The 21,272-nt window shown below is 73.7% G+C and carries 18 protein-coding genes; 16 read left to right on the top strand and 2 right to left on the bottom strand.

Features of this window, described 5'->3' with window-relative positions:
- Positions 1 to 162 precede the first annotated feature (162 nt).
- The 13 genes from OG738_RS36870 to OG738_RS36810 all read left to right on the top strand — a co-directional run bounded on the left by OG738_RS36870 (position 163) and on the right by OG738_RS36810 (position 15,272).
- On the top strand, positions 163 to 2,733 hold the full coding sequence (locus OG738_RS36870) for a helix-turn-helix transcriptional regulator (protein ID WP_329047944.1): 2,571 nt from the start codon (positions 163 to 165) through the stop codon (positions 2,731 to 2,733).
- Between the two features lie 130 nt (positions 2,734 to 2,863).
- Positions 2,864 to 3,925, top strand: a complete 1,062-nt coding sequence (locus tag OG738_RS36865) for a glycoprotein (protein ID WP_329047942.1) — start codon at positions 2,864 to 2,866, stop codon at positions 3,923 to 3,925.
- Between the two features lie 31 nt (positions 3,926 to 3,956).
- Entirely contained in the window at positions 3,957 to 5,798 is a 1,842-nt protein-coding gene (locus OG738_RS36860; protein ID WP_329047941.1) for a dynamin family protein, read from the top strand.
- A complete protein-coding gene (locus OG738_RS36855; RefSeq protein ID WP_329047939.1) occupies positions 5,795 to 7,270 on the top strand; it encodes a dynamin family protein in 1,476 nt (491 codons plus the stop codon). The genes OG738_RS36860 and OG738_RS36855 overlap by 4 nt, the downstream gene beginning before the upstream one ends.
- On the top strand, positions 7,267 to 8,478 hold the full coding sequence (locus OG738_RS36850) for a hypothetical protein (protein WP_329047938.1): 1,212 nt from the start codon (positions 7,267 to 7,269) through the stop codon (positions 8,476 to 8,478). The genes OG738_RS36855 and OG738_RS36850 overlap by 4 nt, the downstream gene beginning before the upstream one ends.
- A 2-nt stretch (positions 8,479 to 8,480) precedes the next feature.
- Positions 8,481 to 10,064, top strand: coding sequence for an Hsp70 family protein (locus tag OG738_RS36845; RefSeq protein ID WP_329047936.1), 1,584 nt, complete (start codon positions 8,481 to 8,483; stop codon positions 10,062 to 10,064).
- A 318-nt stretch (positions 10,065 to 10,382) separates the two neighbouring features.
- A complete protein-coding gene (cutA, locus tag OG738_RS36840; protein WP_329047935.1) occupies positions 10,383 to 10,706 on the top strand; it encodes a divalent-cation tolerance protein CutA in 324 nt (107 codons plus the stop codon).
- A gap of 10 nt (positions 10,707 to 10,716) precedes the next feature.
- Positions 10,717 to 11,418 carry an RraA family protein gene (locus OG738_RS36835; protein WP_329047933.1) on the top strand — a complete coding sequence of 234 codons (702 nt, stop codon included), beginning with the start codon at positions 10,717 to 10,719 and terminating at the stop codon, positions 11,416 to 11,418.
- A 66-nt stretch (positions 11,419 to 11,484) separates the two neighbouring features.
- Positions 11,485 to 11,940: a DUF6292 family protein gene (locus OG738_RS36830; protein ID WP_329047931.1), complete on the top strand. Its 456-nt coding sequence runs from the start codon at positions 11,485 to 11,487 to the stop codon at positions 11,938 to 11,940.
- A 55-nt stretch (positions 11,941 to 11,995) separates the two neighbouring features.
- Complete coding sequence (locus tag OG738_RS36825; protein WP_329047929.1) at positions 11,996 to 12,643, top strand: response regulator transcription factor; 648 nt, start codon at positions 11,996 to 11,998, stop codon at positions 12,641 to 12,643.
- Positions 12,644 to 12,715: 72 nt separating this feature from the next.
- Positions 12,716 to 13,114 (top strand): ATP-binding protein, encoded by a 399-nt coding sequence (locus OG738_RS36820; RefSeq protein WP_329047927.1) that lies wholly within the window; start codon positions 12,716 to 12,718, stop codon positions 13,112 to 13,114.
- 41 nt (positions 13,115 to 13,155) lie between these two features.
- Positions 13,156 to 14,898: a PAS domain S-box protein gene (locus tag OG738_RS36815; protein WP_329047925.1), complete on the top strand. Its 1,743-nt coding sequence runs from the start codon at positions 13,156 to 13,158 to the stop codon at positions 14,896 to 14,898.
- On the top strand, positions 14,895 to 15,272 hold the full coding sequence (locus tag OG738_RS36810) for a response regulator (RefSeq protein ID WP_329047924.1): 378 nt from the start codon (positions 14,895 to 14,897) through the stop codon (positions 15,270 to 15,272). The genes OG738_RS36815 and OG738_RS36810 overlap by 4 nt, the downstream gene beginning before the upstream one ends.
- A 4-nt stretch (positions 15,273 to 15,276) precedes the next feature.
- On the opposite strand, the gene OG738_RS36805 is transcribed toward OG738_RS36810, so the two are convergent.
- Positions 15,277 to 15,669: an STAS domain-containing protein gene (locus OG738_RS36805; protein WP_329047923.1), complete on the bottom strand. Its 393-nt coding sequence runs from the start codon at positions 15,667 to 15,669 to the stop codon at positions 15,277 to 15,279.
- 235 nt (positions 15,670 to 15,904) lie between these two features.
- On the opposite strand from OG738_RS36805, the gene OG738_RS36800 reads away from it, so the two are divergent.
- From OG738_RS36800 to OG738_RS36790, 3 genes are all read left to right on the top strand, one after another.
- The gene (locus OG738_RS36800) at positions 15,905 to 16,813 is read left to right on the top strand and encodes an aminoglycoside phosphotransferase family protein (protein WP_329047921.1); all 909 of its coding nucleotides are present in this window, start codon (positions 15,905 to 15,907) and stop codon (positions 16,811 to 16,813) included.
- A gap of 63 nt (positions 16,814 to 16,876) precedes the next feature.
- A complete protein-coding gene (locus OG738_RS36795; RefSeq protein ID WP_329047920.1) occupies positions 16,877 to 17,185 on the top strand; it encodes a DUF4326 domain-containing protein in 309 nt (102 codons plus the stop codon).
- A gap of 52 nt (positions 17,186 to 17,237) precedes the next feature.
- Positions 17,238 to 19,805, top strand: a complete 2,568-nt coding sequence (locus OG738_RS36790) for a hypothetical protein (RefSeq protein WP_329047919.1) — start codon at positions 17,238 to 17,240, stop codon at positions 19,803 to 19,805.
- On the opposite strand, the gene OG738_RS36785 is transcribed toward OG738_RS36790, so the two are convergent.
- Positions 19,802 to 21,247 (bottom strand): phenylacetate--CoA ligase family protein, encoded by a 1,446-nt coding sequence (locus OG738_RS36785; protein WP_329047918.1) that lies wholly within the window; start codon positions 21,245 to 21,247, stop codon positions 19,802 to 19,804. The genes OG738_RS36790 and OG738_RS36785 overlap by 4 nt on opposite strands.
- Positions 21,248 to 21,272: the final 25 nt, after the last annotated feature.

Raw genomic sequence — 21,272 nt, 5'->3', positions numbered from 1 at the left:
GAGATCGACTGTCCGTTGTGTCGCATTCGCGGCACCGCTCATCGATTTATGCCAAATCGCCGCGCGGATTCGGTACTTGGGCGGGGCCCGCGTAGTCATTATCCGAGGAACGGTTGTGCGCGGGCACCGGAAAGCCCGTGAGGGGTTGGGGAGGCAGTGGGTGTGGCGAACGACTGGCCGCTGGTCGGCCGCGAACAGGAGCTTGCGTTCGCGCGCCGGGCGCTGGCCGATCCCGAGGTGTGCGGGCTGCTGCTGACCGGGCGTGCCGGCGCCGGCAAGACGCGCCTGGCCAAGGTGCTGCTGGCCGAGCTGGCCGCCGGCGGGGCGCGCACGCACTGGGTGCGCGCGATGTCCTCGGCGTCGACGATCCCGTTCGGCGCGTTCGCCCACCTGCTGCCCGGCACCGCGGACGGCACGGGGGACCGCGCGCACCGGCTCAACCAGGTCGCCGGCCACCTCACCCGTGGCGCGGAGGGGCGCCGGCTGGTGCTGTGCGTCGACGACGCCCACCTGCTCGACGACCTGTCCGCGACCCTGGTGCACCAGCTGGCCGCGACCGCGTCGGCGTTCGTGCTCGTGATCGCGCCGCACGGCGTGAGCGTGCCCGACCCGGTGTTCGCGATGTGGAAGGACCGCGTCGCCGAGCGGCTGGACATCCGCGAGCTCACCCGGCCGCAGACCACCGAGCTGATCACCGCGGCGCTGGGCGGGCGGCTCGACGACGGCGCCGAGCACCGGCTGTGGAGCCTGGCCCTCGGCAATCCGCTGTTCCTGCGCGAGCTGGTGCAGGGCGGCCTCGACAGCGGCTCGCTGTCGGCCGAGGACGGCGTGTGGCGGTGGAGCGGCGCCCTGGCCGCCACCCCGCGGCTGGTCGAGCTGATCGAGACCCGCACCGACCGGGTCGACGCCGACGAGCGGCGGCTGCTGGAGCTGCTCGCGTTCGGGGAGCCGCTGGGCGTGGAACCGCTGGTGCGGCTCGGCGCCGAGCGCGTCCTCGCCTCGACCGAGCGGGCCGGGCTGGTCGTCTCCGAGCGGACCGGGCGGCGGCTGAACGTCCGCCTCGCCCACCCGCTCTACGCCGACGTGATCCGGCGCCGGACGTCGCCGCTGCGGCAGCGCGACACCTACCGGATGCTCGCGCAGACTCTCGACCTCACCGGCGCGCGGCGCGCCGAGGACAAGCCGCGGCTGGTGCGGTGGCGGCTGGCCGCCGGGCTGCCGACCGACCCGCAGCTGGTCCGGGCCGCGGCGGAGACGTTGCTGCGCAAGGACTTCCCGCAGGCCGAGCAGCTGGCGGCCGAAGCCGCCCGGATGGGCGGCGGCTTCGGCGCGAAGTTCCTGCTCGCCCAGGTCCGGATCGCCGGCGGCCGCCACGCCGATGCCGACTCGCTGCTCGTGGAGCTCGCCGGTGAGACGGTGTCGGACGCGCAGCACGCCCGCGTCGCCGCGACTCGCGCCCGGAACCTGGCGTTCGGCCTGAACCGCTGCGACGAGGCTTCCGCGGTGCTGGACACGGCCGAGACGGCGGTGTCCGGCGCTTCGGCCGCGGATGAGCTGGCGACCGCCCAGGCGGCCCTGCTCGCGGCGGCGGGGGCGTCGCGCGAGGCGGTGGACCTGCTCGGGCCGGTGCTGGACCGCAACCGGCGCGGCGACGCGCTCCGGCTCGCGGCGCTGGTCGTCGCGGCCGGGGCGCTGGCTTCGTCCGGCCGGACGGACGCGTGTCTCGGCGTCGTCGACGAAGGTCTGGAGATCGCCGGTCGCATCCCGGACGCGTTCGCGCCCGGTGCGCGCGTGCGGCTGGAGCACGCGCGGATCGTCGCGCTGTGCCGGGCGGGCCGGCTCGAGGAGGCTGAAGACCGGGCCGGGGACGGCTACCGGGACGCCGTCCGGGACCGGTGGGGCCCGGCGGTCGCGGGCGCGGCGGCGTCGCTCGGGACGGTCGCGCTCGCCTACGGCAACGTCCGCGGCGCGATCCGCTGGCTGCGCGAGGCCCTCGCCGCGGACGCGCACGACCAGCCACACGAGTTCCGCCCGGCCGTCGCGGCGGCGCTGGTCCGCGCGACGGCGATGAGCGGCCGGGTCACGGAGCCGGTCGGCGAGTGGGACGGCGCGTGGGTGGCCGCGGCGCGGGGCGAGCTGTCCCGGGCGGTGGAGCTGGCGACTTCGGCGGCTTCCGTGGCTTCGGCGGACGGCCGGCTCGCGGTCGCGGCCGAGATCCGCCACGACCTGGTGAGATTCGGTGCCTCGCCGGGGGAAATCCCGGCGGCGGGCGGAATGGCGGCGCTCTACTCCGCGCACGCTTGCGCGGTGTCGGACGCTTCGGCGTTGGACGAGGTGGCTTCGTCCTTCGCCGAGGTGGGCGCGCGGCTGCTCGCGGCGGAGGCCTCGGCCCAGGCCGCGCGGGTGTACCGCGCGGAGGGCAAGAACGGCAGCGCGGCGATGTCGGCCCAGCGCGCGCGGGCGTGGCTGGCGTCCTGTGAGGACGCTGCGACGCCGGCGCTTTCGTCGCTGGACACGCCGTTGGACTTGACGGTCCGCGAACTGGAGATCGCCCGCCTGGTGGCGACGGGCTTGACGAGCCGAGCGGTCGCGGACCGGCTCGTGGTTTCGGTGCGCACGGTCGACAACGTGCTGCACGGCGTCTACGCGAAGCTGGGTATTTCCGGGCGGCGCGAGCTGGCGTCGGTGGTAGGCCCGCTCGCCTCGGGGAGTAGTCCCGGCGACGGTCCCTAGGTAGCTCTCGCCGTTTGCGTGGGCGAACCCGAGTAGGCCGCTACTCATGACCCGGGCGCCCGCCGGACCGAGACTGGATGACAACGGAGGGGCACGGGCTTCACCGATCCGAATGTCAGGAGTGCACACGATGACGACTTCATCGGGCGACGTTTTCCAGAGCGAGCAGGGTTCCGGCCGGGGTGGCGACCAGTTCAACGAGCAGGCTGCCGACGGTGGGCGGGGGGACATCTTCCAGAACGAGCAGGGCTCGGGTGGCCACGGTGGTGACCAGTTCAACGAGCAGGCTTCGTCGGGTGGCCGCGGCGACATCTTCCAGAACGAGCAGGGCGCCGGCCGCGGCGGCAACCAGTTCAACGAGCAGGCTTCCAGCGGTGGGCGTGGGGACATCTTCCAGAACGAGCAGGGTTCCGGTGGTCACGGTGGGAACCAGTTCAACGAGCAGGCCTCCACCGGCGGACGCGGGGACATCTTCGAAAACGAGCAGGGCGCCGGCCGCGGTGGGAACCAGTTCAACGAGCAGGCCTCGGCCGGTCGCCACGGGGACGTGTTCCAGAACGAGCAGGGCGCCGGTGGTCACGGTGGCAACCAGTTCAACGAGCAGGCCTCCAGCGGTGGGCGTGGGGACATCTTCCAGAACGAGCAGGCCTCGGGTGGCCACGGCGGGAACCAGTTCAACGAGCAGGCCTCGTCGGGTGGGCGTGGGGACATCTTCCAGAACGAGCAGGGCGCCGGTGGTCACGGTGGCAACCAGTTCAACGAGCAGGCCTCCAGCGGTGGGCGTGGGGACATCTTCCAGAACGAGCAGGCCTCGGGTGGCCACGGCGGGAACCAGTTCAACGAGCAGGCTGCGAGTGGCGGCCACGGCAACATCTTCCAGAACGAGCAGGGCGCCGGTGGCCACGGCGGGAACCAGTTCAACGAGCAGGCCTCGACCGGTGGCCACGGGAACATCTTCCAGAACGAGCAGGGCGCCGGTGGCCACGGTGGCAACCAGTTCAACGAGCAGGCCTCGAGCGGCGGCCACGGGAACATCTTCCAGAACGAGCAGGCCCACGGCCACCACGGCGGCGACCAGTTCAGCGAGCAGGCGGCCACCGAGCACCACAGCCACGAGCACGAGCACCACCACGACGTGGAGCACCAAGACCACCACGTCGACTACCACCACGACGTCGACCCGCACGTCTGAGCCGGCGTAAGCAGCAGCAAGGGGAGCGGTCATGCAGGAGCCGAGCGGCGGGGGGCACATCGCCCTCGACACCCTCGACCTCGCCGTCAAGGGAGCGAAGGCCTACGGGCGGGACGACCTCGTCCAGCGCCTCACCGACGCCCGGCGCCTGCTGTCCGAACCGGACGTCACCGTCTACGTCGTCGGGGAATTCAAGCAGGGCAAGAGTTCCCTCATCAACGCCCTGCTGACCGCGAAGATCTGCCCGGTCGACGACGACATCGCGACCGCGGTGCCGACCGTCGTCCGCTACGCGCCGGAGTCCGAGGCCCTGGCGACCTACGAACCGGCCGACCCGTCGTCGCCGCCGTGGACCGAGCGGATCTCCCTCGAAGACCTTCCGTCCCACGTCAGCGAAGCCGGGAACCCCGGCAACCTGCGGAAGCTCAAGTCGGTCACCGCGTCGATCAGCCGCCAGCTGCTCTCGGGTGGGCTGGTGCTGGTCGACACCCCCGGCGTCGGCGGGCTCGGCTCGCTGCACAACGCGGTCACCGTCAGCTCGCTCCCGCGGGCGCACGCCGTCCTGTTCCTCTCGGACGCCTCCCAGGAACTCACCGGCGCCGAGCTGCGGTTCCTGCGCACCGTCAAGGAACTGTGCCCGAGCGTCTTCTTCGTCCTCACCAAGATCGACCTCTACCCGCAGTGGCGGCGCATCCTCGAGCTCAACGCCGGCCACCTCGACGCGTGCGGGATCGCCATCGACACCGTCGCCGTCTCGTCGGAGCTGCGCACCGTCGCGGCCCGCTCGGCCGACCAGGAGATGAACGTCGAATCCGGCTTCCCGCAGCTGGTCAAGCGCCTCCAGGGCGTCGTCGGGGACGCCGAGCGCTCGTCGCTCAACGCCGTCGGCCTGCACGTCGGGTCCGCGGTCGGCCAGCTGCACGCCGCCCTGCGCGCCCGCCGCACCTCGCTCGCCCATCCGGAGCAGTCCGCCGCGCTCGTCGCGGAGCTGACCCGGGTCAACGACCGCGTCGACGCGCTGCGCAGCCAGTCCGCGAGGTGGCAGCAGCTGCTCTTCGACGGGTTCGCCGACATCTCGTCCGATGTGGACTACGACCTGCGCGCCCGCTCCCGCGGTGTGCTGCACGAGGCCGAAGAGGCCATCGAAGACGGCGACCCCGCCAAGAACTGGGCCGAGTTCGAGAAGTGGCTGCGCCAGCGCCTCGCGAACGAGACGCTCGAGAACTACGCGACCTTCGTCAAGCAGGCCCGCGGTCTCGCGTCCCGCGTCGCCGAGCACTTCGAGCTGGCCGAGTCCCAAGCCGTGCTGCCGCGCGAGGTCCAGGCGCCGGTCCAGGTCGTCGAGGAGATCGACATCGACTCGTCGTTCACCGGCGTCAAGACCCGCGGCACCACCGGGATGGCCGCGTTCCAGAAGGCCTACAGCGGCTTCCTGATGTTCTCGATGCTCACGAAGATGGCCGCGCTGGCCATTCCCACGCCGTTCGGGGTCGCGGCCGGCCTGCTCATGGGCCGCTCCGGCTTCATGGACGAACGCAAGCGGCAGCTGGAAAAGCGTCGCGGCCTGGCCAAGACCGCCGTGCGCCGGTTCGTCGACGAGTTCAACCTCCAGGTCGGCAAGGATTCCCGTGACGCGATGCGGACCGTCCAAAGGGAACTCCGCGACGCCTACAGCGCGCGCGTCGAAGAACTCCAGCGGTCCCTCACCGAAGCGCTGGCGAACGCGAAGAAAGCGGTCGTCGAGGACGACACCGAAGCGGCCGAGCTCAAGCGCCTCGAAGCCGACATCGACGCCCTCGAGGTGCTCGGGCGCCGCGCCGACGAACTCACCCTGCGCAGTGCGCCCAAGCCCGTCCCGGCGGTGACGCGATGACCCCGCTCTACGTCCAGGTCCGCGGGTTCGTCGCCCGCGCGTGCGCCGGGTACGCCGGCACGCCGGCCGAGCCGCAGCTGCGGCAGATCGCCGGCCGGCTCGCCGAACCGCTGCGCGTCGCCATCGCCGGGCGCGTCAAGGCCGGCAAGTCCACCCTGCTCAACGCGCTCGTCGGCCAGGAGCTGGCGGCGACCGACGCGGGAGAGTGCACCCGGGTCGTCACCTGGTACCGCAACGGCCCGACCTACCGGATCATGCTGCACCCGGTCCGCGGGATGCCGCGCCAGCTGCCGTTCGGGCGCCTGTCCGGCACGCTCGGCCTGGAACTCGGCATGGATCCCGGCGACGTCGACCGGCTCGTCGTCGACTGGCCGTCCCCGGCGCTGCGCGCGATGACGCTGATCGACACGCCCGGGCTCGGTTCGGCGCGCTCGGCGGTGTCCGAACGCACCGAGGTGGCGCTGGTCCCCGAGGGCGACGGCGTCGGCACCGCGGACGCCGTGGTGTACCTGATGCGCCACGTCCACGGCGACGACGTCCGGTTCCTCGACGCCTTCCACGACGACCCGGCGCAGCGGCGGCCGGTGAACACGATCGGCGTGCTGTCCCGGGCGGACGAGGTCGGGCACGCCCGCACCGACGCGCTCGACTCGGCGGCGAAGATCGCCGACCGCTACGCCCGTGACCCCCGGATCCGGGGGCTCTGCCAGACCGTGGTTCCGGTGGCCGGCCTGCTGGCCAGCTCGGCCGCGTCGCTGAAGGAGTCCGAATACCGCGCGTTCCGGCTGCTGGCCGCGGCCCCCGAAGCAGCAGTCGCGCGGCTGCTGACGTCGGTCGACCGGCTGGCCCGCGCGGAGTCCGAAGTGGACGTTCCGGCGCCGGAGCGCGCCGAGCTGTTGGGCCGCTACGGGCTGTTCGGTGTCCGCCTGGCCGTCGAGCTGACGCGCGGCGGGATGGTGACCGGCGCGCGGGCACTGTCGGGCGAGCTGCTGGCCCGCAGCGGCCTGCACCGGCTGCGGTCCCTGCTGACGACCCAGTTCGCGGCGCGGGCCGACGTGCTCAAGGCGCGTTCGGCGTTGCAGGCGGTGGAACAGGTCCTGCGGGCCTACCCGGACCGCACCGGCGGCCTGCTGCACGAATGGGAGCGGATCGTCGCCGGAGCGCACGAGTTCGCCGAGATCCAGCTGATCGACTCGATCCGGCTCGGCGTCGTGCTGTTCACCACCGACGAGGCCCGCGACGCGGAACGGCTGCTCGGCGCGGCCGGGGTGGACGTGCCGAGCCGGCTGAACCTGCCGGGGGACGCGGGCCGCGCCGCGGTCCGGCAGGCGCTCGGCGCGCAGCTGCTGAGGTGGCAGCGGCGCGCCGAGCACCCCGCGTCCCCGCGCGACGTCCGCGACGCGGCCCGCGTGCTGGTGCGCACCTGTGAAGGAATCCTGCTCAGCGAAGCCCGGGCGGAGGTCTTGTCGTGACCGAGCAGCCGAAGCACAAGATCCGGAGGGCCGTCACGGCCGCCGCCGGCGCGGTCGCCTCGGAGGTGGCCGGCAACGTGCTCACGCCCGGATCGCCGGGTGCGCCGCCCCCGCCACCGCACCCCGAACCGGTCGCCGCGGAGACGCCGCACGCCGACACCGGCCACGAGTACGTGCCGCACGTCGAAACCAGCACCGTCACGCGCGGCGAGGACGGCTCGGTCGAGGCGCGGACCGGCACCGTCTGGCACCCGGAGACCCCCGGGGGCGCGCCGGTCGGAGACCTGCCCACCGTCGAGGAGTTCGAGCAGATCGACGTCCGCGAGGACGAGTTCGGCAACTTCGTCATCGAGGCCACCGAGCGGTTCGTGGTGCACGACCACGGCCACGACGAGGTCTACGTCGACCATCAGCACCTCGTGGTGCCCGGGGACGGCACGCCGGGCGACACGGACATCGACGTCGTCCAGGACGCCCACGTCGTGGTGCACGAGAACCCGGACGGCACGATCAGCGTCGAGCACGGCGGTTCGCTGACCTGCCAGCTCACGCCCGACGCCCCGGGGCACGGCGACGTCGAGGTGTTCCAGGACGAATCGGTGACCCTCGACGAGGCGGCGAGCGGGCCGCCCGGGATCGCGGTCGGGATCAGCGTCGACGAGCAGGCGAAGGCCGACGACCCCTTCGGTGAACCCGCCGGGCCGGTGATCCACCAGACCGAGACCGTCGGCGACAAGGCCCGCGGCACCGCGGTGACGACGTCGGTCACCGTTCCCGCGCCGCCCGCGCCGCCGGTCGCCGTCACCATCGGCCGCGTGTCCACAGTGGACCCGCAGCCGGCCGCGGCGGAGACGGCCACGCTGGCCGCGTCTTCGTCGCTGGCCGAGCACCCGCCGGCGAAGCACAGCTTCGCGACCGAACCCGAGCCGAAGCACCACGACGCCGGCGAGGTCACCGGCTCCCGGGCGCACCCGGCGGAGCGGGAGCACCCGTTCGAGCCGCCGCGGCACCCCGAGCCGGAGCACCTGCCGGACACCGGCCACCTCCCGGACGAACCGCCGCCGGAGCCGCCCGAAGCGACGCCGCCGGCGGAGCAGCCGCCGGAGCACGAAGACCACCACGACCACCACCTCGCCGACCCGGACCCGGAGCAGGTCCCGGACGAGCACCCGACTTTTGACCACGCGCACGCGGATGGCGGAGGCTGACAATGGGCTACGGACTCGGCATCGACCTCGGCACGACCTTCACGGCCGCCGCCGTCGACAGCGCCGGCCACGTCGAAATGGTGTCGCTCGGCGACCGCACGGCGGCCATCCCGTCGGTGGTGCTGCTGCGGGCCGACGGCAGCGTGCTCGTGGGTGACGCCGCGAGCCGGCGCGCGGCCGTCGAGCCGGACCGCGTCGCGCGGGAGTTCAAGCGGCGCCTGGGCGATCCGACGCCGGTGCTGCTCGGCGGCGCGCCGCATTCGGTGGCGTCGCTGATGGCGCACCTGCTGGGGTACGTCGTGCGGACGGTCGCCGGGCAGCAGGGCGGCCGGCCCGACCGGATCACGCTGACGCACCCGGCGAACTGGGGGCCCTACAAGCGGGAGCTGTTCGAGCAGGTGCCGCGGCTGACCGGGATCGACCACGTCGGCCTGATCACCGAGCCCGAAGCCGCGGCCGCGCACTACGCGGCGCAGGAGCGGCTGGACGACGGCGCCGTCGTCGCGGTGTACGACCTCGGCGGCGGCACGTTCGACGCGACCGTGCTCCGCAAGCGCGGCACCGGCTTCGAGATCCTCGGCACCCCGGAGGGGATCGAGGGCCTCGGCGGGGTCGACTTCGACGAGGCGGTGTTCGGCCACGTCGACCGGGCGCTCGACGGGAAGCTGTCGCGGATCGACCCGGACGACGCGGGCGCGGTGGCCGCGGTCGTGCGGCTGCGCCAGGAATGCGTGCTGGCGAAGGAGGCGCTGTCGGCCGACACCGAGACGGCCGTCCCGGTGCTGCTGCCGTCGGTGCAGACGGAGGTGCGGCTGACCCGCGGCGAGTTCGAGGAGATGATCCGCCCGTCGATCACCGCGACGATCGGCTCGCTGCACCGGGCCCTGCGGTCGGCGAACCTCCGCCCGGCGGACCTCGGCGCGGTGCTGCTGGTCGGCGGCTCGTCGCGGATCCCGCTGGTGTCCCAGCTGGTGTCGGCCGAGCTGGGCCGTCCGACGGCGGTCGACATCCACCCGAAGTACGGGGTCGCGCTCGGCGCGGCGGCACTGGCTTCGGGCCGGTCGGGCCTGGTCCAGGCGACGCGTTCGCACCCGGCGATCCGGCCGGTGCCGCCGCCCCCGGTCCCGCTGCCCTCGGCGCCGCGCGTGCCGGCACCGCGCGAGGAGACGCGGGCGCTGCCGGCCCCGGGGTTCGGCGCGGGCGCGGCGCCCCCGTCGCTGGGCCGCGTCAAGTCCGACGCGACCCCGGGACGGCGGGCCTCGCGCCGGGGCGTGGTGATCGGGCTGTGCGCGGTGGCGGTCGTGGCGATCGGCGGCGTGGCGGTGGCGGTGAGCAGCTCGGGCGGAAGCCCGTCAGGCGGCACCCCGCCGGCGACGACCTCGGCGACGGACACACCGACGCTGGTGACGGTCCCGTCGCCGGAAACCCCGGAGGCAACGCACGCAACGGTGGCGGCCTCGCACCCGAACCCACCGGCGAGCACCCGGCACAAGACCCCGCCGCGCACGACCACCCCGACCCACACGACCACGCCGACGACGTCCACCACCCCGACGACCACGACGAGCGCGAGACCCACGACCTGAGCCGGCGGCCAAGGGGATCCCGCCCGGCAAGACGGGGCGCCGCGACGAGGGCTCGGGTCGGCGGCACACATAGTAGGGGGCCGGTCCGCCGCGGGATCCCGGTCGGGCAACGGCGCACGGGACCGGGTCACCCGGCGGGAGCCGTCGGCTGCCCGGGTTGCGGTGCGGCCGACCGGACGCACGGGACCGCGCGCTGGGCCGGGTAGGGGTCGTCGATCTCGTTGAGCCGCGATCCCGTCGGCGCGTGGCCGTCGAGGCAGCCGATCCGGCTCCTGCTGAGTCCGCGGTGTCGGCGCGGCCGCCGGTAGCCTCGCGGGCATGGTGGCAGAGCACGTGATCGTGACGTCCACGACCGACTCCGAGACGGCGGCCCGGGAGCTGGCCGCGAAGGCGGTCGAAGAGCGGCTGGGGGCCTGCGCGCAGGTCGTCGGGCCGGTGACCAGCGTCTACCGCTGGGAGGGCGAGGTGCGGACCGACCAGGAGTGGCGCGTCGAGATCAAGACGACCGCCGCGCGGGTGCCCGCGCTCGCCGAACGCCTCGGGCAGCTGCACGGCTACGACCTGCCCGAGGTGATCGCGACCCCGATCGTCGGCGGCAGCGCCGGTTACCTGGCCTGGCTGACCGCCGAGACCGCTGGCTAGATTCGGCGGCATGGCCGACCTCGCAGAGCGTTTCGCGACCCTCACCACCGCCCACCTCGCCGACGCGTGCATCCGCGCCGGCCTTCCGGTGCGCTGCGCCCCGGCGCCGACGCGCGCGGTGGTGCCCGGCACGCGCGTGCTCGGCCCGGCGATCCCGGCCCGGCACGTCGGCAGCGTCGACGTCTTCCTGGAGGCCTTCGAGCACGCCGCGCCCGGCGGGGTGCTGGTGGTCGACAACGGTGGCCGCCTCGACGAAAGCTGCGTCGGCGACCTCGTCGTCCTCGAAGCGCGCGCGGCCGGGCTGGCCGGGGTCGTGATCTGGGGCCTGCACCGCGACACCGCCGACATCCGCGCGATCGGCCTGCCGGTGTTCAGCCTCGGCTCGATCCCCACCGGCCCGCTCGGCCTCGGCCCGCGCGTCGACGGCGGGCTCGCCGAGGCGATCGTCGGCACCTGGCGGATCGGGCCGGCGGACCTCGTCGCCGGCGACGACGACGGCGTCGTCTTCCTGCCCCGCGATCGGGCCGGGGAGCTGTTCACGCTCGCCGAGGGCATCCGCGACACCGAACGCCGCCAGGCCGACCGGATCCGGGCCGGCGAGCCGCTGCGGGACCAGGTCCGCTTCGCCGACTTCCTCGCCGCGCGCACAGCGGATCCGGGCCTGACCTTCCGGGCGCACCTGCGGGCCGTCGGCGGGGCGATCGAGGAATAACCCCGAAGTGTGACATTCCGCCGAAGGGGGTAACCGGGCGCAGCGGCGGCGCGGGAGGCGAGACCCATGAACATCCTCATCGACTTCGGCAAGGACAGCGAATACCACTTCGCCCGCGGCCTGCGGGCCTACCTCGCCCGGGTCGCCTGCGCCGTGGGCGTCGGATTCGAGTCGTGCTCGCTCGACCTCGAGGCGCCCGCCTCCGGCTACGTGGCGCTGGACCGCGCGCTGCCCGGCCGGCCGGGCCACGACCTGGCGCTGATCTGGGACGAGGTGCACGGCTGGTCGGCGGTCGTCGAGCCCGCCGGCGGCGGTGCGCCCGAGGTGCTCGCCTACCTCGGCGGAGCCGAGGTCGTGCCGGCGCCGAACGCGGTCGCGCGGTTCGTCGACCTGCTGCCGGGCGCCGGCCCGGCGCGGCCGCCGGTGTTCCGGACGGCGGGCCGCCACGAGGAGCTCGTCGACCGGCTGCCGGCCACCGGGCCCGAAGGGCTCCTGCTGCGGGCGAGCACGCCGGCGTGGTGACGCGTGCCGGGCGCCTAGGATGGGCCGCCAGCGACCCGACCAGCGAGGGAACCCCGTGAGCAGCGCCGACGAACCCAGCTCCGTCCGAGTCCTGCTCGTGGAGGACCACGACATGGTGGCGGAGGCGCTGCAGCTCGCCCTCGACAGCATCGACGGGATCACCGTGGTCGGCCGCGCCCGGTCCCGGGTGGAAGCCGTCGCCGACACGCGCGAGCACGCTCCCGACGTCGTGGTGCTGGACCGGCGCCTCGCGGACGGCGACTCGCTCGGCGTCATCGGGGAGCTCGGCTCGAGTGGCGCGCGGGTGCTGGTGCTGACCGGGGACGCGACGCCGTCGGTGGCCGCGCGAGTCGCGAAGGCGGGCGGAGCGGGGCTCCTGCTCAAGTCGTCGCAGCTCGGTTTGCTGGAGTCCGCGGTGCGCGAAGTCGCCGCGGGCGGTGTCGTCTTCGCCCCGGAACTGCTGCCCGAGATCTTCGACCGGCTCACCGGCCGGATGCCCGCCCGCGGCGCGGAGCTGACCGCGCGGGAGCGCGAAACCCTCGACCTGCTTGCGGAGGGCGCCACCACCGAGGAGATCGGGGAGCGCCTCGGCGTCTCTCGCAACACCACGCGCAACCACGTGCAGCGGGTGCTGGAGAAGCTCGGCGCGCGCTCGAAGCTCGAAGCGGTCGCCGTGGCCCGCCGGGAGGGCCTGATCGGCTGATGCAGCTGCACCAGAACCGCGGCCCCGGTTTGCATCTCGTCCCGCGGCGAGCCGCGCGGCACGCTTGACGCCGTGGACATCCCGGCGCCGCTCACGGCCGAGTGCGCCCTGACCGATCGGGCGGGTGGCTTGGCCGTCGTGCGCCGGTTCGCCCGGCTCACGCTGACGGCCTGGGCCTGCGACACCCTCGTCGACGACGCGCTGCTGATCGTCACCGAGCTCGCGACGAACGCCCTCCAGCACGGCGCCGGCCGTCCGGTCCTCCGGTTGAGCGTCGGGGCCGGCCACATCCGCGTCGAGGTGTTCGACGACGACCCCGCACCACCCGTGCGGCGGTCGCCCGGCGCCGACGGCGGGTGGGGCCTGGCCCTCGTCGAGCGGCTGTCCCTGGCCTGGGGGACCGCGCGCCACGGCCTGGGAAAGGTCGTCTGGTGCGCGCTGTCCGCACCGTCGGCCGGCCTGGCCGGCTGACGCGCCGTGCCGGCCGGGCGCGGATCCGGCACAGTTGCGGCATGGACGACCACGCGATCGTGCGGCTGGATCCGGAAGGCCGCGTGGTGAGCTGCACCGCGGAGGCCGAGCGCCTCACCGGGTGGCCGGCGGCGGAACTGCTGGGGCGGCCCTTCTCGGTGCTCGCGGTACCCGAAGCCGAGACGGCGGAGAAGCTGCGGGTCGCCGCCGGACGGGGACGGCTGGAGGACGACGGCTGGCAGGTCCGCAAGGACGGGTCGCGGTTCTGGGCGAACGTGGTGATCACGGCGTCGTTCGACGAGCGGAACCGGCTGCTCGGGTTCGAAACGGTCACCCGTGACCTGACCGGCGAAGCCCTGGGGAAGGGCGAAGAACGGTTCCGGTTGCTGGTGCAGAGCGTGCAGGACTACGGGATCTTCATGCTGGACCCGGGTGGGCACATTTCGAGCTGGAACGCGGGTGCGGAGCGGATCAAGGGCTGGTCGGCGGGCGAGATCATCGGGCGGCACTTTTCGGTGTTCTACCCGCCGGAAGACGTCGCTTCCGGAAAACCCGCCCGGGAGCTGGAGATCGCGATCGAGGAGGGCCGGCTGGAGGACGAGGGCTGGCGGGTCCGCAAGGACGGCACGCGGTTCTGGGCGAACGTCGTCATCACGGCGTTGTTCGACAAGCAGCACCGGCTGCAGGGCTTCGGGAAGGTCACCCGCGACATGACCGAACGCCGCAACGCCGAGGAAGCGTTGCGCGAGAGCGAAGAACGGTTCCGGTTGCTGGTGCAGAGCGTGCAGGACTACGGGATCTTCATGCTGGACCCGGGTGGGCACATTTCGAGCTGGAACGCGGGTGCGGAGCGGATCAAGGGCTGGTCGGCGGCCGAGATCATCGGGCGGCACTTTTCGGTGTTCTACCCGCCGGAGGACGTGGCGGCGGGGAAGCCGGCGCGGGAGCTGGAGATCGCGATCGAGGAGGGCCGGCTGGAGGACGAGGGCTGGCGGGTCCGCAAGGACGGCACGCGGTTCTGGGCGAACGTGGTGATCACGGCGTTGTTCGACAAGGAGCACCGGCTGCAGGGGTTCGGGAAGGTCACCCGCGACATGACCGAACGCCGCAACGCCGAGCAGGCCCTGCGCGAACGCCGCCGGCTCGTCGGCCACCTCGTCGACGCGCAGGAGGTCGAACGGCGCCGGATCGCCTGGGACGTCCACGACGAGTCCATCCAGTCCATGGTCGCCGTCGGCATGCGGCTGCAGCTGCTGGCCTCCCGGCTGCCGGAGCCGCACGCGAGCGCCGTCGCGCGGCTCGACGAGTCGGTGGACGCGGCCATCGGCAGGCTGCGGGGCCTGGTGTCCCGGCTGCGGCCGCCGGAGCTCGACCGGCACGGCCTGGTGGAGGCGGTGTCCGGCTACGTCGACGACGTCGCGGGCCGCTGGGGACTGGCACACTCGGTGCGCGACGAGCTCACGGCCGAGCCGTCGCCCGCCGCCGCGATCACCGTGTACCGGATCTGCCAGGAGGCGCTCAGCAACGTCCACAAGCACGCCCGCGCCACCCGGGTCGACCTCTGGCTGTCCACAGTGGACAACGGAACGCTGGTGCGGGTCGCCGACGACGGCGTCGGCATGGCGGGCGACGACGCGGGCGCGGGCCACTTCGGGCTGGTCGAGATGCACGAACGGGCCGAAGCGGCGCACGGCTGGCTGTCGGTGACGAGCGCGCCCGCCCGCGGCACCACGGTCGAGTTCTGGCTGCCGTTGCTGCCCGACCTGCCGGGGCTGGAACCGTGACCGAGGTGCGGGTGCTGATCTCCGACGACGACGAGATGATCCGCGCCGTCCTCCGGGAGGTCCTCGACGAGGAGCCCGACATCGCCGTGGTCGCGGTCGCCCGCGACGCCGACGAGGCGATCCGGCTCGCCGAGCACCACCGGCCCGCCGTCGCGGTCCTCGACGTCCGGATGCCGGGCGGCGGCGGGGCCCGCGCGGCGCGCGAGATCGCCCGGCTCAGCCCGGAGACCGCGATCCTGGCGTTCTCGGCCTACGCCGACCGCGCCTCGATGGCCGGGCTCGCCGCGGCCGGCGTCACCGAGTACCTGGTGAAGGGCGTGCCGAACACGAAGATCGTCGAAGCCGTCCGGCGGCTCGGCCGGTCGTCGGCGTGACCGGTCAGGCGACCGGCCGCGGGCTCATCACCCCGTAGAAGTCCATCGGCAGCAACGTGAACAGCCGCTGCACCGCGCGCGACCCACCGGGGTCGACGGTCAGGAGCGCCCCGGCGGCGTCGGCGAGGAGCTGGGCGCGCAGCAGCGAGTTCAGCCCGGCGACGGAGAAGAACGTGACGCCCGCGAGGTCGATGACGACCTCGCCGACCGGGCCGCGGATGCGCGAGTGCAGGACTTCGTCGAGGCGGCGCGCGGTGCTCAGGTCGACCTCGCCGGTCACCCGGACGAGGACGGTGCGCGGCGTGGGGCGCGAGACGCGCAGGGACAGGCGACCGCCGGCGTTCATCCAGTCGGTGGTGGTGAGCTCGTGGTCGGCCGAGCGAGGTTCAGGAACCATCGCGGGCACCCTTTCGTCGGGCAGCGGGGGCGGGCCGGACGTGGGGCGGAGCGGTGCCGGTCAAGGCAGCCTGCCGGCCCGGGCGCGGAACGTCCGGCAGCGGCTGACGGCTCAACCGTGAGCCTTCAGCATAGTGCATCTGCACTAGGCGGACCAGCGGCACGCAATTCGGTGGACAGACCGGCCGTGGCTCGCTGTGATCGTCGGCGGGTCTTCCGACGGCGTGAGGAGTGTCTTGGAGCTGTCTTCCCGCGAAGCGACCATCACCGTGGAGGTGGTCCGGCGCCTGGTGGCGGCGCAGTTCCCGCGGTGGGCCGGGCTCGCGGTCGAGCCGGCGCCGACGCAGGGCGTGGACAACGCGACGTTCCGGCTGGGGCCGGATCTGGCGGTCCGGCTGCCGCGGTACGCGCGGTGGACGGGTCAGGTGGCGCGGGAACAGGAGTGGCTGCCGAAGCTGGCGCCGGTGCTGCCGCTGCCGATCCCGGTGCCCCTGGCCGAGGGCCGGCCGGGGGAGGGCTACCCGTTCCCGTGGTCGGTGCTGCGCTGGCTGCCCGGCGGCCCGCTCGACCCCGGCCGCGTCGCGGACCCGGCCGCCGCGCTGGCGGAGTTCTTCGGAGCCCTGCAGCGTGCCGACGCCACGGGCGGGCCGGCTCCCCAGTGGAGCAACGGGTTCCGCGGCGTCTCGGCGACCGACGAGCGCGACTCGGCGATCGCCCCGGGCCGCCTCGCCCCGCGCATCGAGGCGCTGGCCGGCCTGATCGACCTCGACGCGGTGGCGGCGGTCTGGGAGGCGGCTCGCGCGGCTCCGCCGTGGGACCGCCCGCCGGTGTGGATCCACGGCGACCCGGCCCCGGGAAACCTGCTGGCGCGGGGCGGCAGGCTCAGCGCGGTGATCGACTTCGGCACCCTGGCGGTGGGCGACCCGGCGTGCGACCTGATCGTGGCGTGGTCGGTGTTGTCGCCGGAGGGCCGGGCGGTCTTCCGGGCGGCCCTGGACATCGACGACGCGACGTGGGCCCGCGGCCGCGCGTGGGGCTTGACCGCGGTCCTCCCGACGCGGGCGGCGCTGACCGCTCCGGACGCGGCGCGGGCCCGGCGGCGGCTGGACGAGCTGGTGGCGGATTTCCGGGCGTCGACGCCGTAGGCAGCCCACCCCTGGCGGCCCCGCGCCGGTCGCGCCAGGCTGGGCGGCGAGGAAGGAGCACGCATGCCCACCACCGTCGTCAACCTCAAGGGCCACCGCGACGACCCGGAGTACGCCGACGTCGTCTACGTCGGGCGGCCGATGCACCGCGGCGGCTGGCACCTCGCCGGGTCGAAGCTCGCCAGCCCGTTCCGGCCCGGCCCGGACGGCACCCGCGAGGACGTCGTGAAGAAGTACCGCGAGTACCTGCTGTCCCGGCCCGACCTGCTCGCCCTCCTGCCTGACCTGCGCGGGAAGCGGCTCGGCTGCTGGTGCGTGCCGGAACCGTGCCACGCCCAGGTGATCGCCGACGTCGCGGATCACGGGCCGTAACGAATCGCACCCCCTCCGCGAGTAACCTGGCGACACGAGGGGGTGATCGGCGGTGCCCGCGCGACGACACGGCGGCTTCGATCAGGCGGAACTTCCGGCGGCTCACCGGATCAGGTGGTGGCTCGCGGCGGTGACGTCCGGGCTCGTCGCGACCGGCTTCGCCGTCGTGCCGTACCTGCCGTTCTTCCAGAGCTGGACGTTCGTCCGGGACCCGAAGGTCGCGAGCGTCATCACCTGGACCGTCCTGCAGACCTCCGTCGTGCTCGTCTCCGCGGTGCTGACGCTGTACTTCGTCGGCCGGGCCCGGCTGGAGACCGCAGCGTTCCGCGCCAATCAGATCGACATCCGTCTCTTCGCCGACGAACGTCCCGAGCGCAGCCACGACCGCGAGATCGACTCCGCCGTCGAGCTGACCGCCGCGTTCAAGCGGATCCTCAACGACTCCCGGCTCTACACGCCGACCCCGGTGCCGGGGGCGGGCAGCTCCTACGACTTCATCCAGATCGTCGAGAACGCCGGCGACTCCGCGGAGGGGTGGTGGAAGGCGGTCACCAAGCTGGTCCGGCTCGCCCAGCCGCCCGCCGCGTTCACCGTCACCGGCACCGTCCGGCCGGGCAACACCACCGGCCGCTACCAGCTCATCCTGGAGCTCGTCCGCGTCCCGCGGTTCGCCGCGAGCCCGCTGGTGATCGAAGACGAGAACTGGCCGCGCGTCCTGCACCGCGCGGCGAACGCGGTCGCCGCGCTCGTCATCCCGCGCAGCGCCTACGTCCGCACGAACATCCACTGGGCCGCCTGGCGGGGCGCGAAGATCCCGTACGAGCTGTTCGACGCCTACCAGCGCGCCAACCACTTCATCATCCACCGCCGCTACGACGAAGCCCTCGCCGAGTACTACCGCGCGGTCAGCCTCGACCCGTCGAACGTCTACATCAGACTCGAGATCGCCGCCCTGCAGGAGCAGCTCGACCTGCACCTCGACGCGCTGGCCACCTACGACGACGTGATCACCTTGTGCAGCCGCGGCCACCCGAAGCTGGCGCGGTGGTGGATCGGCCCGGACTTCGCGCGCCAGCCCCGCCACGCGGGCCGCGGGCGCGACGTCGCGCTGCTGATCGCCCGCTACCGGCACGCCCTCGTACTGGGCCACGGCGACTCGGTGGCCGGCTCCTGGTGGGTGCGGCGCACGACGGCGGGCGCGCCCGGTGACGCGCGGGCGCTGCGCCGCGCCGAGCTGCGGGTGGCGCTGGAGCTGCGCTTCCGCCGCTACGTCGACCTCGACGTGCGGGTGCGGCCGTACGTGATCCCGCCGGAGAAACGGCTCGAGCTGCACCGCCGGGTGCTGCGGGTGCCCGCCGAGGAGCTCGTCGTCCAGGAGGCGACGCCCGCGCAGCTGGCCGAGTACAACCAGCGGGCCGCCGAGATGCGCTCGTACTTCTGCGCGCTGTCGCAGTACGAGATCGAACGGCTCGTCGCGGACTACCGCCGGTTCGGCAGGCGGTGGCGCCCCACCTGGCGGCAGCTGACGAACCGCGCGCTCGACCTGTCGCTGGTCTGGGCGGTGGTGCGGCGCGCGATGGCGGACGTCGAGCCGGTGACCGGCGCGGTGCCCGAGCCGCGGCCCGCCTACCCGGGCAGCCGCGTGCGGCTGGCCGACGTCTGCCCGGGCCGGCGCTGGCCGCCGGACCCCCGCGCGCTCGACGAGACCGTCGAGGCCGCCGGGCCCCGCAAGTCGTGGGAGGAGTGCTACAACGCGGCGAGCGTGTACGCGATCGCGATGCTCGAAGTCGGTCCTCGCGGCGAACGCGACCTCCGCGACCGCGCGCGCAACCCGCGTCTGCTCGGCGAAGCGCGGGACGAAGTGGCCCGGCGCGCCGTCCGCGAGCTCTACCACGCCGCGACGATCAGCCACAGCGGCCGGCTGCCGGAGCGCCGGTCGTGGGTGATGGGGGAGGACCCCGACCTCGTCGCGCTGCGCGGCCACGAGCTGTTCCGGGTCTTCGAGATGGTGACGTTCTCCCCGGACCGCGCCGCGCCGTTGCGGCCGCAGCGCGCGCACGTCTGGGAGCAGGTCAGCTACGTCCGGCAGCTCGTCGGCGAGATCGCCGCCTGCCGCGCGCACTTCTGGCGCGCCCGGGCCCTCGACGCGGCCACGATCCCGGACGGCCGGACGCTCGACCGCTGGCGCGCGGCCGACCGCGACGCCTGGCGGAGGCTCACCGAGCTGGCGACCGGCAAGCAGGACTGGTACACGCGCTACCAGGCGATCTGCGCGTTCCGCGCGTGGTCGTCGGCGTCGGGCTACCCGGGGGCGATCGCGGGATTCCCGCTGTACTGCGAGGAGCGCCTGCACGCCCAGCTGCGCGGCGCGGCCGGCCCGCGCGCGAAGACCGGCCTGGACGTGAACATCGTGGTCCGCGAGTACGTCCGCCTGTGCGACCAGCGGCTCGATCACCTGGTCGGCGACATCGCCGAGCTGGTCGAGCACTCGACGGTCGACGACTTCGCGGGCTGCGCCGAGCTGTGGACGGCCCTGTCCTCGTGGTTCGACGACGACATCGCGGACGGCTCCTCGGCCGACGAGCGGCGCGAGCGGTTCCGCAAGCTGATCCGGCCCTAGGACGGCCGCGTGTAGCGGTGCTTCACCCCGACCGGGAAGTACTCGGGATCGCCCGCTGGGCGCAGGACGACGTCGGGTAGTTGCCGTTCCACCGGGACGTAGTGCGCGAACTCGCTGTTGAGCCGCACGAGCTGGGTGCGGACGGCGGCCGCGATCCCGGCGGCGTCGGCGGTCGCGCCCGGGGCCGTCTCGACCGTGATGCGCAGCCGCCGGTCGCGGTCGGCGTCCTCCACCGACTCGATGACGAACTTGCCCGTCACCGTCTCGCTGATGCCGGGCTGCTCCAGGCCGACGGTGACGTTCTCCGGGTAGACGTTCGCGCCGAAGAACGACACCGTGAACAGCGACCGGCCGAACACGTACACGAACGGCAGCTCCGGCCCGGGCGGCGGCGTGAAACCGTTGCGGGCGCAGAACTCCAGCAGCTGCGCGTGCGGGAGGAGCCCGCCGTCGTCGGCGATGTGGTAGCGGATCAGCGGGATCCCGCCGTCGCCGGTGAAGACGAGCGTGCCCTCGTGCACCTCGAAGAAGCGGCTCGCCGGGTCGTACTGCACGAGCGTCGGGAGGCGCGCGTCGCCGAAGACCTCGCGGGCGAGGCCGGGATGACCGGCGAGGAACCGGCGGATGCCCGCGGACAACGGCGTTTCGGTGCCGAGGACACCCGCGTCGGCCGTGCCGTACAGCGACGCGACGTCCCGGACCGGGTCGGCGATCCCCGCCCGCCGGGCGACCAGCTCGCGCCACTGCTCGCTGAAGACTTCGCCCGCCAGCACGAGCTTGATCGCGTACGCGGGCCAGTCGACGCCTTCGGCGAGGCCGGTGTCGACGACGTCCTTGACGAACGGCGGGTAGCCCAGCAGCACCACCTGCTCGAAGTGCGGCGCGAGCTCCGGGAGCACGCGCAGGATCTCCGCCTTGTTGTTGCCCGGCGCCACGACCGTGATCGGGCAGCCCTTGGCCGCGAGGTGGCGCACGCACGCCGTGGTGAACAGGCCGCCGACCCAGGTGCCGAGCGGGAAGCAGACGACGGCGAGGGTGCTGCGCCGATCGGCTTCGAAGGCGTCCACCATGACCGTCTCGAACCGGCGCGCGACGTGCAGCTCGTCCTCGAGCGCGCGCGGCCAGATCGTCGGCCGGCCACTGGACCCGGACGAGACGGCGATCATGTCGAGCTCGGCGAACGTCCCGCCGCGGCACAGCTCGGGCAGCGGGTACTTCCGGTGGTAGCCGGCCTTGTCGAGCAGCGGCAGCTTCCGGAAGTCGGCCATTGTTCCGACGTCGTCGGGGGAAATCCCGTGCTGGCGCAGGAACTTCCGGTACGCGGGCACGGTTTCCGCGGTCCGGCGGAAGAGGTCGAGGACGTGGTTTCCGGACGGCGGTTCCGGCGGGCCGAAGAAGGTGTCGAACGCCTGCCGCACACGGGTCTGCCGACCGAGGTCCATGATCGGAGCATAGCCGCGGGCGCGT

The sequence above is a fragment of the Amycolatopsis sp. NBC_01488 genome (genome assembly GCF_036227105.1).
Classification (GTDB): Bacteria; Actinomycetota; Actinomycetes; order Mycobacteriales; family Pseudonocardiaceae; genus Amycolatopsis.
Note: the sequence above shows the minus strand (reverse complement) of the source record. Positions and strands in the feature narration are given on the sequence as shown.